Annotated in this window: 13 protein-coding genes; 8 read left to right on the forward strand and 5 right to left on the reverse strand. The window is 59.8% G+C overall.

Translation table 11 applies throughout. From position 1 onward, the window contains the following. From PROAA_RS08530 to PROAA_RS08545, 4 genes are all read left to right on the forward strand, one after another. A partial coding sequence (locus tag PROAA_RS08530; protein ID WP_425394004.1) for an efflux RND transporter periplasmic adaptor subunit occupies nt 1-402 on the forward strand: 402 nt, incomplete at its 5' end. A gap of 127 nt (nt 403-529) precedes the next feature. Beyond that, a complete protein-coding gene (locus PROAA_RS08535; protein WP_186410941.1) occupies nt 530-1,231 on the forward strand; it encodes an ABC transporter ATP-binding protein in 702 nt (233 codons plus the stop codon). Between the two features lie 120 nt (nt 1,232-1,351). Continuing rightward, nucleotides 1,352-2,560, forward strand: a complete 1,209-nt coding sequence (locus tag PROAA_RS08540; protein WP_186410952.1) for an ABC transporter permease — start codon at nt 1,352-1,354, stop codon at nt 2,558-2,560. Nucleotides 2,561-2,697: 137 nt separating this feature from the next. Further along, nucleotides 2,698-3,900 carry an ABC transporter permease gene (locus PROAA_RS08545; protein ID WP_425394005.1) on the forward strand — a complete coding sequence of 401 codons (1,203 nt, stop codon included), beginning with the start codon at nt 2,698-2,700 and terminating at the stop codon, nt 3,898-3,900. A gap of 88 nt (nt 3,901-3,988) precedes the next feature. On the opposite strand, the gene PROAA_RS08550 is transcribed toward PROAA_RS08545, so the two are convergent. Then, complete coding sequence (locus PROAA_RS08550) at nt 3,989-4,927, reverse strand: nucleoside recognition domain-containing protein (protein WP_186410943.1); 939 nt, start codon at nt 4,925-4,927, stop codon at nt 3,989-3,991. 211 nt (nt 4,928-5,138) lie between these two features. Here PROAA_RS08550 and msrA point away from each other — a divergent pair, with 211 nt between their 5' ends. Both msrA and PROAA_RS08560 read left to right on the forward strand, forming a co-directional pair. Beyond that, nucleotides 5,139-5,690, forward strand: a complete 552-nt coding sequence (gene msrA / locus PROAA_RS08555) for a peptide-methionine (S)-S-oxide reductase MsrA (protein ID WP_186410944.1) — start codon at nt 5,139-5,141, stop codon at nt 5,688-5,690. A gap of 105 nt (nt 5,691-5,795) precedes the next feature. Continuing rightward, nucleotides 5,796-6,740: an MBL fold metallo-hydrolase gene (locus PROAA_RS08560; RefSeq protein ID WP_186410945.1), complete on the forward strand. Its 945-nt coding sequence runs from the start codon at nt 5,796-5,798 to the stop codon at nt 6,738-6,740. Here PROAA_RS08560 and PROAA_RS08565 read toward each other — a convergent pair. The 4 genes from PROAA_RS08565 to PROAA_RS08580 form a co-directional block, all read right to left on the reverse strand. Next, nucleotides 6,737-9,355: a bifunctional diguanylate cyclase/phosphodiesterase gene (locus PROAA_RS08565; protein ID WP_186410946.1), complete on the reverse strand. Its 2,619-nt coding sequence runs from the start codon at nt 9,353-9,355 to the stop codon at nt 6,737-6,739. The genes PROAA_RS08560 and PROAA_RS08565 overlap by 4 nt on opposite strands. Before the next feature lies 1 nt (nt 9,356). After that, nucleotides 9,357-10,331 (reverse strand): TAXI family TRAP transporter solute-binding subunit, encoded by a 975-nt coding sequence (locus PROAA_RS08570; RefSeq protein WP_186410947.1) that lies wholly within the window; start codon nt 10,329-10,331, stop codon nt 9,357-9,359. 154 nt (nt 10,332-10,485) lie between these two features. Further along, a complete protein-coding gene (tcdA, locus tag PROAA_RS08575; protein WP_186410948.1) occupies nt 10,486-11,265 on the reverse strand; it encodes a tRNA cyclic N6-threonylcarbamoyladenosine(37) synthase TcdA in 780 nt (259 codons plus the stop codon). Continuing rightward, nucleotides 11,262-12,371, reverse strand: coding sequence for an HD domain-containing phosphohydrolase (locus tag PROAA_RS08580; RefSeq protein WP_186410949.1), 1,110 nt, complete (start codon nt 12,369-12,371; stop codon nt 11,262-11,264). The genes tcdA and PROAA_RS08580 overlap by 4 nt, the downstream gene beginning before the upstream one ends. Before the next feature lie 168 nt (nt 12,372-12,539). Between PROAA_RS08580 and PROAA_RS08585 the strand changes: the two genes are divergently transcribed. Then, nucleotides 12,540-12,884, forward strand: coding sequence for an FKBP-type peptidyl-prolyl cis-trans isomerase (locus tag PROAA_RS08585; RefSeq protein WP_186410950.1), 345 nt, complete (start codon nt 12,540-12,542; stop codon nt 12,882-12,884). A gap of 291 nt (nt 12,885-13,175) precedes the next feature. Then, the coding region (locus PROAA_RS18870; RefSeq protein WP_245664218.1) for a pseudouridine synthase at nt 13,176-13,686 on the forward strand (511 nt) is incomplete at its 3' end.

Here is a 13,686-nt window from a genome sequence, read left to right on the forward strand (position 1 = left end):
CCCAGGCAATCCTTCCCCGGCAAGGTGAAACGCGTTGCACCCTATGTTTCGGCCGTTGAAAAGCAGGCGCGGACGGTTGATATCGAAGCCACATTCGACAATTCCGAAGCGCCCGGCAAACTGCTCGTTGGCTACAGCGCCGACATCGAAGTGATCCTCGACGTGCGTGACGACGTGGTCCGCGTTCCCACGTCGGCCTTGCTCGAAGGCGGCCGTGTGCTGGTGGCTAGCGCGGAAGGAAAACTCGAAGAACGCAAGGTCAAGACCGGACTGGCCAACTGGGAATACACCGAAGTGACCGAAGGGCTGAAGGCGGGCGAAAAGGTGGTGACTTCGCTGGAACGCGTCGGCGTCAAGGCCGGTGCGCCTTACACGGTTGAAACCAAGCCTGCGGGGAAATGACAATCAGAAAGGCACTGACCACGGAGACGCAGAGGCACAGAGATAGCACAGAGAAAGACAAGATTTTCTCAGCGTCGCATTTCTCTGTGCCTCTGTGTCTCTGTGGTGGATTTATGATTCTTCACTCATGTCCGCGCTGATCGAACTGTCCGGGATCGACCGGATCTTCTATCTCGGCGATAGTGAAGTTCACGCGCTGCGCAACCTTGAGCTGAGCATCGACGCGGGTGAATACGTCGCCGTCATGGGTCCGTCCGGCTCCGGCAAGTCGACCTTGCTCAACCTGTTGGGTCTGCTTGACCGCCCGAACGCCGGAACGTATCGCCTGGAGGGGCGCGACGTGACCACGCTTTCTCCCGAGGAGCAGGCACACGTGCGCAGCGAACGGGTCGGCTTCGTTTTCCAGAGCTTCCATCTGGTGCCGCGCCTTACCGCCGCCGAAAACATTGCGCTGCCGATGACCCTGGCGGGCATCGAACCGGCGCAGCGCAGCAAACGGGTTGAACAGGCGCTCAAGGATTATGGCCTGAGCAACCGCGCCGACCACCGGCCGGACCAGCTCTCCGGCGGCCAGCGCCAGCGCGTTGCCATTGCTCGGGCGACGATCATGCAGCCGGCGATGATTCTCGCCGACGAGCCGACCGGCAACCTCGACCGCGCCACCGGCGAAGAAGTCATGCGCCTGCTCGAAGGACTCAACGATCACGGCGTCACGCTGATCGTCGTGACCCACGACAAGGAACTCGGCGCGCGCGCACGCAGGCAGTTGCTGATGGAAGACGGCGAGGTGAGGCACGATAGTGCCTGTAAGGAAGAATCGAATGCTTAAGCACCAAGTCACCAAGAACACAGAGATGCACCAAGAACGACATGATTTATGGATTGACCTTGGTGTAACTTGGAGCTCTTGGTGGCTTGGTGTTTCGCTTTGTTGCACCCCTTCAAATACATGCGCACCCCTGACCTGATCCGTTTTGCCCGTGACGCGGCGACCGGCAACCCGTTGCGCTCCTCGCTGCTGGTTCTGGCCATGGCCATCGGCGTCGCCGCGGTGGTGGTACTCACCGCGCTCGGCGACGGCGCGCGGCGTTATGTGGTCAACGAGTTTTCCTCGCTCGGCACCAACCTCGTCATCGTCCTGCCCGGCCGTTCGCAAACCGGCGGCTTCAGCCCGGGCAACGCCATCACCAGCACGGTGCGCGACCTGACCATCGACGATGCGCAGGCGTTGCTGCGCGCCAGCGCCGTGCGCCGCGTCGCGCCGCTGGCGGTCGGCACTTCGGAGATCAGCTTTGGCGGCAAGCTGCGCGAAGTCGTGCTTGCCGGCACCAATGCACAGTTCATCGACGTGCGCAACCTGAAGCTGGCGCAGGGGCGTTTTCTGCCCGAAGGCGACTGGCGGCGCGGTGCGTCGGAAGCGGTGATCGGCGCCAAGATCCGCGACGAGATGTTCGGCAACGAATCGGCACTCGGCCAGTTGATCCGCATCGGTGACCGGCGTTTTCGCGTCGTCGGTGTGCTGGCATCGACCGGCCAGGGGCTGGGCATGAACACCGACGAGCTGGTGATCGTTCCGGTCTCGCTGGCGCAGGCCATGTTCAACAGCAATACGCTGTTCCGCATCCTGGTCGAAGCGAACAGCCGCGAAGCGATTGAATCGGCCAAGACGCAGGTCACCGCGATCATCAAGCAGCGCCACGAAGGCGAGGAAGACGTCACCATCATCACGCAGGATGCCGTGCTGGCCACCTTCGACAAACTGCTCGGAACGCTGACCCTCGCCGTCGCGGGCATTGCGGCGATCAGCCTGGCCGTGGCCGGGATTCTGGTGATGAACGTGATGCTCGTTTCGGTGACGCAACGAACCTCCGAGATCGGCCTGCTCAAGGCACTGGGCGCCACTGGAGCGACGATTCGCAGCGCCTTTCTGACCGAAGCGGCGATGCTTTCGGTGGCTGGTGCGCTGCTCGGCTATCTGCTCGGTCAGGGCGCTGCCGCGCTGATCCGTCTGCTCTACCCGGTCTTCCCGGCCTTTCCACCCGATTGGGCGGTACTTGCCAGCTTGGGCACGGCACTGTTCACCGGCATTGTCTTCGGCGTGCTGCCGGCACGACAGGCGGCACGGCTTGATCCGGTGCAGTCGCTGGCGAAACGGTGAGATCAGATGCTTAACCACCAAGCCACCAAGTCACCAAGTTACACCAAGAAAACCCTTGAAATATTTTTGTCTTTCTTGGTGATTCTTTGTGTCTTCGTGTCTTGGTGGTTCGCAGTTTCGTCGTTCATTCAATCATGATCCGTCCGGTCGACTCCCTTCATCTCGCCTTGCGCGCTATCACCGCGCACCGGCTGCGCAGTTTTCTGACGCTGCTGGGCATCGCCGTCGGCATCGCCGCCGTGATATTGCTGACGTCGATCGGCGAGGGCATTCATCGTTTTGTACTGACCGAATTCACGCAGTTCGGCACCAACCTGGTCAGCGTCGTGCCGGGCAAGGTCAAGACCTCGGGCCCGGCGCCGACCGGAATCCCGACCTCGGTTCGCCCGCTTACCCTCGAGGACGCCAAGGCGCTGCGCCGGCTGCCGCACATCACCGGCATGTCGGCCGTGGTGTGGGGCAATACCGAGGTCAAGGGCAATGGCCGCTTGCGCCGCACGACCGTCCAAGGCGTCACCCCTGACATGCTGAAGGTATACAGCATGAAGATCGCCAGCGGGCAGTTTCTGCCGCCCGACGAAACCGAGAGCGCACGCAACTTCGTCGTACTCGGTTCGAAACTCAAGAGCGAGTTGTTCGGCGTCGATAATGCGCTGGGCGAACGCCTTACGGTCGGCAACCTGCAGTTCCGCGTTATCGGTGTGCTCGAATCAAAAGGCCAGTTCCTCGGCATCGACCTGGACGACGCCGCCTACATCCCGACGGTACGCGCGCTCGAGCTCTACAACCGCGACGGCATGATGACCATCGACCTGTCCTACGAAGAAGGCATTCCGGCGGCGCGCATCAGCGCGTCGATCGTCAAGCTGCTCACGGCGCGGCATGGGCGCGAGGACTTCACTATTACGACGCAGGAAGACATGTTGAAGACCCTGTCCAACATACTCGACATCCTGACCATGGCGGTCGGTGCGCTGGGCAGCATTTCGCTGCTGGTCGGCGGCGTTGGCATTGTCACCATCATGACCATCGCCGTTACCGAACGCACCGGCGAGATCGGCCTGCTGGTCGCTCTCGGCGCGACGCGCATTACGATCCTAGGGCTTTTTCTCGGCGAGGCGGTGGCGCTATCCGCGCTCGGCGGCGTCTTCGGGCTGGCGCTCGGCTTCAGCCTGGCGCAACTGATTCATCTGCTGGTGCCCGCGCTGCCGGTGCACACGCCGATTGTCTTCGTCATTTTCGCGGAGATCATCGCCATCGCCATCGGCCTTCTGGCCGGTGTGCTTCCGGCGCGCCGTGCGGCCCGCCTCGACCCGGTCGAGGCGCTGCGAGCCGAGTGAGGTCGGGACGGTCAGCAAGCAATCGCGATCAGATAATCTTCGAATTCATCGCATCGGGTCAATCGGTACACCCCGAATCAGCCCAGAATCAACCCAAATACGCATGACCCAGCGTGCGTACGAAAATCCCCACGCAAGCGCCCAGTGCGGCCGGACGCCAGACTCCGGCTACCCGACGGCCGGCTGAAATCAGTACGGCAATCCCCGGGATGTCGAGCGGGTGAATCAGGAAGCCGGCGCTCTGGTTGAGCAGCAATTCGCTGACCTGCTCCTTGCGCAGCATCTCGTCCATGACGCCCATCATCGCCGTGCCGCCGGCGAGAAACTTGGTGAGCGTCGGCAGGATCAATTCACGGTCGAGTTGCAGGCTGTCCATCAGCGGTGACATCAGTTGGGTCAGCGCATCAATGGCGCCACCTGCGCGCAGCGCCATGATCACCGTCAGCGACAGGACCAGCATCGGAATGGCACCAACGGCAATCTTGAACGCCTCGGCACCGGCACGATTGATCACGTCGAGGACACCTTTGGCGTTCTCGGCAACCGGGTGATGCAGCGTCTCGTCGATCAGCTTTTCTTCCGCTGACAGATTGCGGCCAAAAAAGTAGTAGGTCGCCGACGCGGCAACGAGACCGCCGAGCAGCGAGAAGAACAGCACACGCCCAAATTGCAGACCCATTGCAAGCATCGGAAAAACAACGTTGGCCTGCGCCATGGCCATTACCATCGCCAAGGTCGCCGCGATATGGCGTCCTGACGCGCCGCGCTGATCCATCATCGTCAGCGTGGCGATTGGGGCAGCGAAGCTCACGAAGTTGATCTGCAACGCGGCAAAAACACCGAGACCGGTCAGCCCGAACGGCTTGAGTAGCGGAGCGAGCTTTGCCACCAGCCAGTCGAGAACTCCCTTGGCTTCAAGCAGTCGCATCAACGAGAGCATCACAACCATGACCGGCAGCAGGATGAAGAGCGAAAGCTCGACTGCCGAGCGGCCGGCTTTGAGGATGACGTCGACGATAATTTCCATGCACCGGATTATCCTTGATTCGCCGCTGGATTAACGAACGGAGAGGAGAGGAATCCGTTGCCGCTCTAACTGGCATGGTTAGGGAAGCGGACCACGGTTTTCGGAAGCGTTAGCGACAGTTCAGTCGTCCATTGCGCGTTAGTCATGCATTGTATCGGGAGCTTTTCCCTGATTTGCTGGTCTGAGCAGTACGTCTTTATCGGGAATTGCCATGACCGAGTACCATCTGGAGTACGCAACACTTGGGGGCGGCTGCTTCTGGTGCCTGGAAGCGGCATTTGACCAGGTCGTCGGAGTCAAGTCGGTCGTTTCGGGCTATTGTGGCGGACACACCGACAACCCCGACTATCATGCCGTCTGCGGAGGCGATTCCGGGCACGCCGAAGTGGTGCTCATCACCTACGATCCTGCCGAGATCGGCTACCGAGACGTGCTGGAAATCTTCTTTGCGATTCACGATCCGACCACGCTCAATCGGCAGGGCAACGACGTCGGTACCCAGTATCGTTCGGTGATCTATTACCACTCCCCGGAGCAATCGGCCGTTGCTGAATCCCTGCTTGCCGAGTTGGGTGCCTCCGGGCTCTGGTCCGCGCCGATCGTTACACAGTTGTTGCCGGTGCCACGGTTTTATCCCGCTGAAGACTACCACCAGCGCTATTTTGCCGCGAACCCGCATCAACCGTACTGCCAGGCTGTCGTCAGCCCGAAACTTGCGAAGTTCCGGAAAAAGTTCGCCAGCCGTCTCAAATCGGCTCGATAAGCAGCATTGCCCCGCGAGCAAATCAATGCGATTCGCCCGTCTGCGATGGCCGGCACCGGGCGATCGCAACTATAATCGCCGATTGGTCAAAAGAAAGCGTTGTTCATGGGTCAGTTGATTAGTTACGAGCATGGTATTCATGCCTTCGAAGCGGGCTACGTTCGCCCGCTACTGGCGTCGGTTCATCTGGTCGTCGAAAACGGTCGCGCGGCCTTTGTCGATACCGGAACCAACAAATCGCTACCTGCCGCGATGGCGGCACTTGACGCACTCGGTCTTGATGCCGACAGCGTCGACTACGTCATCCTCACGCATATCCATCTCGATCATGCCGGTGGTGCCGGCGCGATGATGCGCCAGTTTCCGCGTGCGCGACTCGTGGTGCACCCACGCGGCGCGCGGCACATGGCCGATCCATCCCGGCTGGTGGCTGGCGCAAACGCTGTATACGGGGCTGACGAAGTGAGTAGGCTCTATGGCGACGTGTTGCCGATCGACCAAACGCGAATCATCGAGGCGACGCACGGGCTGAAAGTCGATCTGGCCGGCCGCGAGTTCCTTTGTCTCGATACGCCGGGTCATGCAAGACATCACAACTGCATCGTTGATCGCCGCAGCGGGCATATCTTCACCGGCGACACTTTCGGGCTGTCGTATCGGGAACTCGATACCGATGGCCGTCAGTTCATCTTCCCGACGTCGACGCCCAGCCAGTTCGAGCCGCAAGCTCTCAAGGAGTCGATTGACCTGCTCATGACTTATCGGCCGCAAGCCATGTATCTGACGCACTTCAGCCAGGTCAAGGACGTCGCCGCAAAAGCGCATGATTTGCATCGCCTGATCGATGCCTATCTGGACATTGCCCGGCGTGAGAAGAATGCCGGCCCTGAACGGCAGCCCCGTATCCGTAACGGGCTGGCGCAACTGCTGATCGACGAAACCACGAGATTTGGCTGTCGGCTGCCACACGCCGAAATCCTGGAGATTTTCGCGATGGACCTTGAGCTTAACGCCCAGGGTCTTGTTGTCTGGCTCGACGGGCAGCGCTAGAACAGGCGCTCAAATTCCTCGATCGGCATTGGATGTCCAAACAGGTAGCCCTGACATAGCGGACAGTCATGCTGCTCAAGGAAAGCCCGCTGCGATTCGGTTTCCACGCCTTCGGCGATGACTTCAATCCCCAGATTGTTGGCCATGCCGATGATGGTCTGGGCGATCAGGGCGTCTTCGCGACGGATGCCGATATTACGCACAAAACTCTGGTCAATCTTGAGCTGGTCGAGTGGCAGCCGCGTCAGATAGGAGAGCGAGGACTGTCCGGTTCCGAAGTCGTCCATTGAAAACTGCACGCCATCGGTCTTCAGCAAGTTCATCTTGTTGATCGTTTCCTCGACGTTGGTCAGAACGGCGCTTTCCGTCAATTCGAGCTTGAGTAGATTGGGTTGCGCTCCGGTGCGTTTCAGAACGTCGCGAACCTGCTGCACGAAATCCGATTGATGGAACTGCCGGGCGCTGACATTGACGGCCAATCGAAGTGAAGCGAAGCGCAGGTTTCCTTCCCAACGCTTGAGTTGTTCGCAGGCCGTTTCCAGTACCCATTGCCCTATCGGCTCGATGAGGCCCGACTCCTCCGCGTGTGGAATGAACTCGACGGGCGGGATCAGGCCTCTCCCCGGATGCAGCCAGCGAATCAATACCTCGGCTCCCACGACCCGGCCGTCGTGCGTGACCTGTTTCTGAAAATGCAGGCGGAACTGTCGCTCGCTCAGCGCCCGACGCAGGTCATCTTCGAGCAACGCGTGGGCGGTAATTGTGGCTTGCATGTTCGGGTCAAAGAAGCGAACTGTGTTTCGCCCGGCGGTTTTGGCCGCATACATGGCCAGATCGGACTGCTTCATCAGCTCGTCGATCGTCTTTTGCTGACCGCTGAAAAGGGTGGCGCCAATGCTCGCGCTGCTGTGATGCTGGCATGCGTTCAACATATAGGGTTCGTTCAGGGTCGTCAGGATCTTTTCACAGACGACATGCACCAGCTCGGCGGCCTCCAGGCTGCGTTCACCCAAGCCTTCGAGGAGGACAACAAACTCGTCGCCACCCAGTCGCGCAACCGTATCGCCTTCGCGCAATACTTGGACCAGTCGCTGCGCCACCTGTGCCAGCAGGGCATCGCCTACATCGTGGCCCTGGGTGTCGTTGAGCGTTTTGAAGTGATCAAGATCGAGGAACAGCAAAGCGCCGTGCAGACCATGCCGTGCGCTCGATGCGAGCGCGTGCCGCAGTCGATCCATCAGCAAACGCCGGTTGGGCAGTCTGGTGAGCGGGTCGAAGAACGCCAGTTGTTCGATTTCAAGTGCTGCCGCCTTTTCGTGTGTGATGTCGACCAGCGTGGCCACGTAGTGAGTCAATCGGCCGGCGGAATCATTCACCGCAGTGATGGAGAGGCGTTCAGGGTATTCCTGGCCATTCTTGCGTCGATTCCACAGTTCGCCGTACCAGGAGCCTGTCGTGTTCAGGGTGTGCCACATGTCGGCGTAGAAACGCTGGTCTTGTCGTCCCGAACTGAGCATGCTGGGCGTCTTCCCAACGGCATCTTCGGCACTGTATCCGGTGTCCTCGGTGAAGGCGCGGTTGACCCGAAGAATGACCGTGTCGGCATCGGTGACGATCACGCCCTGTTGTGCTTCGAAAGCGGTCGCGGCGATACGTAGATCGCTTTCCGTCTTGCGGCGCCGCCGCTCGTGCCGAATCAGCATGGTGGCGATGCCCGATAGCGCCGCCAGTACGACCAGCAGCAGAAAACCATCGCGCCAGGCGATTTGGAGCCACGGGCCGAGAATGGTCGGGATCGCCAGCCCGTAGCTGACGACCACCGGATAGTCATTCAATGCCCGGTAGCTGTAGATGCGCTCGATACCGGCGCCGAACAGTACTTCGCGAACCGTACCGGTAGGCCAGTTGGGAATGTGCATCCGAAACAGCGGCGTATCCGACCAGTTGCGACCGACCACGGTTGGGTCGCTGGGCGAACTTACGGCAGCCCAGCCTGTCGAGAGAAACAGCGTTACGAAGCCATCCGGGCGACTGTCGATGGAATCGTAGAACGGCTGGAAATGCGCGCCGTGGACCATGGCTACGAGCACGCCGGCAAATTCGCCATCGGCTGTGCTGATGCGCCGGCTGATCGGGAGTATCCATTTATTGTCGCCGCTGCCAGGTTCCGGCGCACCAAACACCAACTCACGATCGGCGCCCCGAACGTGCGGAATGAAGTAGTCGCGGTCTGACCGGGATCCGGCTCGCCCTGCTTCGATGGCCTGCGTGGAGAGTACGATCATGCCCGTTCGATCGAGTACGAGAAAGGAACGAATGATTCGATCAGGCGGCAGCAGTCCTCGCAGGCGCTCGGCAATCTTTGCCGGATCGCGTATGCCGGCGTCACGCGATTCCAGCAATGCGGCATTTGCTTCCACGATCCCTGTGTTGATTCGTCGCAGTGATTGACGCGTATGCTCTTCCAGCACGCGGGCGAAATTCTCGGTTTCCAGACTGGCCACCTCGAGTGCGACGTCGCGCTCCCGGACCAGGCTGTAACCAACGAATGCCGTCACCAGTAAGCCGGTGAGTATCGCCAGTAGCGAAGGCCCGAATATCGGCACAGTTCTCATGCTATTTCAGCACCCCGACTTCACGAAAATAGCGTTCGGCACCCGGATGAAACGGGATGCCGGCTCCCTTCACGGCGTTGCCGAGGGTAATGAATCTTCCTTTCGGATGGCCGCTGGCCAATGCCTTTTGCCCGGCTTCACCATATAGCGTTCTGGTGACCTGATAGATTAGGTCGGAATCGATCTTTTCGCTGGTGACCCATTGTGCGCCGACAGCGAGAGTCTGGATTGCGGCGACACCTTGATATGTCCCCGCCGGAATCGTATCGCCATGCAGAAATGGGTTGTCTTTCAGCAGCCGTTCGGCGCGTGGCCCGTCAATCGGCAGCAGCGCGATGCCGGCTCCGGTGGATGCCAGATCCGCAATGGCTGCGGCGGGCGTGCCGCCGGTAAAGAAGAAGGCGTCCAGAGACCCGGCGATCAATTTGTCGCCGGCCTGATTGGGTTTGATGTACTCCGGGCGGATGTCGGCTTCCTTCAAACCGTAGGCTGAGAGAATTTGCCGGGCGCTGATGAGCGTGCCGGATCCGGGCTCGTCAAGAGCGACCCGCTTGCCTTTCAGATCCGCTACCGTTTTGATACCCGAGCCCTTGCGCACGACGATGTGCAGGCTTTCCGGGTACAGGTTGGCTATCAGGCGCAGGCTGGGAAGACTGGGGCGTCCCTCGAAAATCCCTGTTCCGTTTTTGGCCCAGGTTGCTACGTCCGCCTGACTGAAGCCCGTTTCGAGGGCGCCACTGGTGACGGCAATGACGTTGCCGAGGGAACCGTTGCTGGCCTGAGCCGTTGCCAGAATTTTCCCCGGTTGAGACACGATGCCGGCAATCAACGTACCGATGGGATAGTAGGTTCCCGCCGTGCCGCCGGTGCCTATGCGTAGATACTGCTGCGCATTCGCCGGAGTCACACTGCCGATGCTGCACACACAAATCAGTGTCGTCAATATTGTCCGAATCAGACCCGTGATCTTCTTCATGGCACCTCCTGAAGGTACTTGCCGGGCACGCCCGGGGTTCGCTGGTTCGAGCCTTAGTTTCTCAGCTAATTGGCATGGAGACAATGCGCTGGCGAACGGCGAGTCGGATTTTCCCGTCTTTCCGTCAACATCGACGCAGATCGGTTCCGGTCCGTTACCGGGCTCCAGCCGCCAGAAATTTGAGCACTTCGGCCGCGGCAAACAGGCCGAAAGGGGCAGTGACGCAGACTGACGAGCCGAAGCCGGCGCAATTGAGCCCGGCCATCTGCGGCGGTTCATCGCAGCTTGTACCGTTCTCGGGATAGCGCAACGGCTCGCTCGAAAACACAGCCGGAATTCCGAACCCCTTTTTCTGATCGCGCGTGAAGCCGTATTCCTTGCGCAGCAGGGAGCGTACTTTGGACAGCAGAGGATCCTGTATGGTGCGCGCCAGATCGGCGACTTCGATGCGCGTTGGGTCGACCTGCCCACCGGCACCGCCAGCGGTGATGATGGGGAGGCCGCGAGATTTGCACCAGGCGATCATCGCCGTCTTGCTGCGCACCTGATCAATGGCATCGATCACGTAGTCGAAATCCCTATCGAGCATCTGACCGAGATTCTCCGGGGATACGAAATCCTCGATTCGATTGACCCGACACGCCGGATTGATGGCCAGAATGCGTTCGGCCATCGCTTCCGTCTTGGCTTTGCCGAATTCATCGCCGAGGGCGTGGATCTGCCGGTTGACGTTCGATTCGGCCACCATGTCGAGGTCGATCAGCGTAATCCGGCCAATTGCGGAACGCGCCAAGGCTTCGGCAGCCCACGAACCGACGCCGCCAATTCCGACAACACAAACGTGCGCCGCCTGAAAACGCGCAAGCGCATCGCTACCGTAAAGTTTCCGTACTCCTCCGAAGCGGCGTTCCAGATCCGCTGACGGGTCAATCATCGGGCTTCAAGCGTCCGCCGGATAACCTGATTGAATGGGGTGATCCAGTCGGGAGCGAACTGGTTGTTACAGGCATTGATCTCGGCAATGGCGCGCAATACGGAGCGATTCTTGCCGCGGTTGATGTGCTTCAGCATGACCGCCTCAAAGGCGTCAACGATCGCCAGTATCTTTGCGCCGTCGCAAATCTGTTTCGCCTTGAGACCCATCGGGTACCCCTCGCCGTCCGGCATTTCATGATGTTGGGCGACCATTTCGGCCGCACTTTCCCAGCCCTCCATGCGCGACAGGAGCCCGTCGGCATAGTCGGGGTGCGCTCGCAGGATCAGCTTTTCGTCGTCGGTCATGCGCTCCTGTTTCAGCCACACCGACTCGGGCAGAAACATCATCCCTATGTCATGCATATAGATGGCCGCTTCCAGTTGCATCGGATCGACCGCCTTGTCCATTATCTGATTCGTTTCCATGGCCAGGCGCAACAGACGCATGGTGCGTCCTTTGAACAACGTGGAACGCGCCTCAAGCTGATTCGCCAGCGTGCGGAAGAAACGAAGGTCGTCAGCCGCCTGCGATTTCGACTTCCTGGATATTGAGGAGGCTTTCCCTTGCAGCAAGGCGGCTGCTTCCGACGCAGGCCGGAATCCGGTGACCGCTTCAATCAATTCGCAGGCGCATTCGTCCATGTTGGACGCCGTTTCAAGCGAAAGCTTTTCCAATCCCTGAACCAGATCGAGCAGATGCAGGCCATCGAGGGATCGCCCTGAAAGCAGGCTCTCAACGGCGAGTTCCAGTCGATCCAATGCCAGCAACACCGCTTCGGCAATGATGTCGCTGAACGAAATCTCGTCGTTTCTGAATCGCGCAAGCACCGTCTCGATCGGATGAACGATGGTCACCGCCAGTTCAACCTTGCACAGCGCGGCATCCCCTTTGATATTGTGAATCGAGCGGAACAGGCTGCTGATGACTTCACGGTCGCCTGGGGTACTCTTCAGGCGGGCGATATCGCGCTCGATTTTCGGAGCAAGATCGCTCAGTGACTCGATGAATTCTTCCAGAGCAAGTTTGTCTGTGATCACTGGTGCGATGATCGAGTGGATGTCCACGATACTTCTCCCCGGCTTCTTGATTGAAGCAAGTTTATCCGAAAGCCGGGTCGAGGGTTAGCGCGTGTCTTGTTGGCTTGATCTTGTTTGGCTAAAGAGCGCGTAATGAACTGGTTGCTTTGTCCGAGCTGGTCTACACTCCGTAGTTCAAACACAGGAGGTGAGATCATGTCCATTACAACAACAGAATCCGGTCTGCAAATTGAAGAAATCAGGGTAGGCGAGGGTGAGAGCGCCACTTCCGGCAAGTTTGTGAGTGTTCACTACACCGGCTGGCTGACCAACGGCACCAAATTCGATTCGAGCAAGGATCGCGACGAGCCCTTTGAATTTCCGCTTGGCCAGCGCAACGTGATTGCCGGCTGGGATGAAGGTGTGCAGGGCATGTGCATCGGTGGTGTTCGCAAGCTCACGATTCCATCGCAGCTCGGCTATGGGGCCCGTGGTGCAGGAGGCGTGATTCCGCCAAATGCGACACTGGTATTCGAGATCGAATTGCTCGATATCCTCTGACCCATGACCGATATCCCGCGCAAGCCGCTCGGTCTGCCTGCAAGGAGCACGGGAAGCGAGACACCGATCAGACCAGGGCGCAGACCGCTGCGCAGGGCTGCACCAGAATTTAGAAACAGGTCGGGCAGTGGCGTTGCGAACAGTCCACCTCCGGTTGACTTGAGCTCGCCGCAGCAGAATCCCAGAGGGACGCCGTCACGCGCCCCCGTTATCGCAAAGCCCCTTAGTCATAATCCAAGTCCGGTTTCGGTGTCTTCCGTACCGATTTCAAGCAGACCACCACAGCCTGGCGTGCGCGTCTCCAAACTGATGGCGGAGCGTGGTCTGTGTTCGCGGCGGGAGGCGGATGTCTATATTGAGCGGGGCTGGGTTTTCGTTGAAGGTGAGCGCATATCCGAGCTGGGCACGCGCGCCGATCCGTCCGCGGCCATCAAGCTGGACAAGGGTGCACGTGCAGTGCAGATGCAACAGGTCAGCGTTCTGCTGCACAAGCCGGTCGGCTATGTTTCCGGGCAGCCGGAACCGGGCTTCACTCCTGCCGTTACGCTGGTGCTGCCGGAGAATCAGTACCGCACTCCCGATACCCCGCTCTTCCATGCTTCGCACTTGAAAGGTCTGGCGCCGGCCGGGCGGCTGGATATCGACTCGACCGGCCTGCTGGTGCTGACGCAGAACGGTCGCGTGGCGCGCCAGTTGGTCGGCGAAAACTCGACCGTCGAAAAAGAATATCTGGTGCGTGTTGAAGGCCGGCTCGACGCAGAGGGTCTGGCACTGCTGAATCATGGCCTCAGTCTCGACGGCA

The sequence above is a fragment of the Candidatus Propionivibrio aalborgensis genome (assembly GCF_900089945.1).
GTDB lineage: Bacteria > Pseudomonadota > Gammaproteobacteria > Burkholderiales > Rhodocyclaceae > Propionivibrio > Propionivibrio aalborgensis.

Excerpts from the sequence above, each read along its gene's own strand:
- PROAA_RS08560 (WP_186410945.1), top strand. The coding sequence starts at position 5,796 with ATGGGTCAGTTGATTAGTTACGAGCATGGTATTCATGCCTTCGAAGCG.
- PROAA_RS08540 (WP_186410952.1), top strand. The coding sequence starts at position 1,352 with ATGCGCACCCCTGACCTGATCCGTTTTGCCCGTGACGCGGCGACCGGC.
- PROAA_RS08565 (WP_186410946.1), bottom strand. The coding sequence starts at position 9,355 with ATGAGAACTGTGCCGATATTCGGGCCTTCGCTACTGGCGATACTCACC.
- tcdA (WP_186410948.1), bottom strand. The coding sequence starts at position 11,265 with ATGATTGACCCGTCAGCGGATCTGGAACGCCGCTTCGGAGGAGTACGG.
- PROAA_RS08585 (WP_186410950.1), top strand. The coding sequence starts at position 12,540 with ATGTCCATTACAACAACAGAATCCGGTCTGCAAATTGAAGAAATCAGG.
- PROAA_RS08550 (WP_186410943.1), bottom strand. The coding sequence starts at position 4,927 with ATGGAAATTATCGTCGACGTCATCCTCAAAGCCGGCCGCTCGGCAGTC.
- PROAA_RS08535 (WP_186410941.1), top strand. The coding sequence starts at position 530 with ATGTCCGCGCTGATCGAACTGTCCGGGATCGACCGGATCTTCTATCTC.
- PROAA_RS08570 (WP_186410947.1), bottom strand. The coding sequence starts at position 10,331 with ATGAAGAAGATCACGGGTCTGATTCGGACAATATTGACGACACTGATT.
- msrA (WP_186410944.1), top strand. The coding sequence starts at position 5,139 with ATGACCGAGTACCATCTGGAGTACGCAACACTTGGGGGCGGCTGCTTC.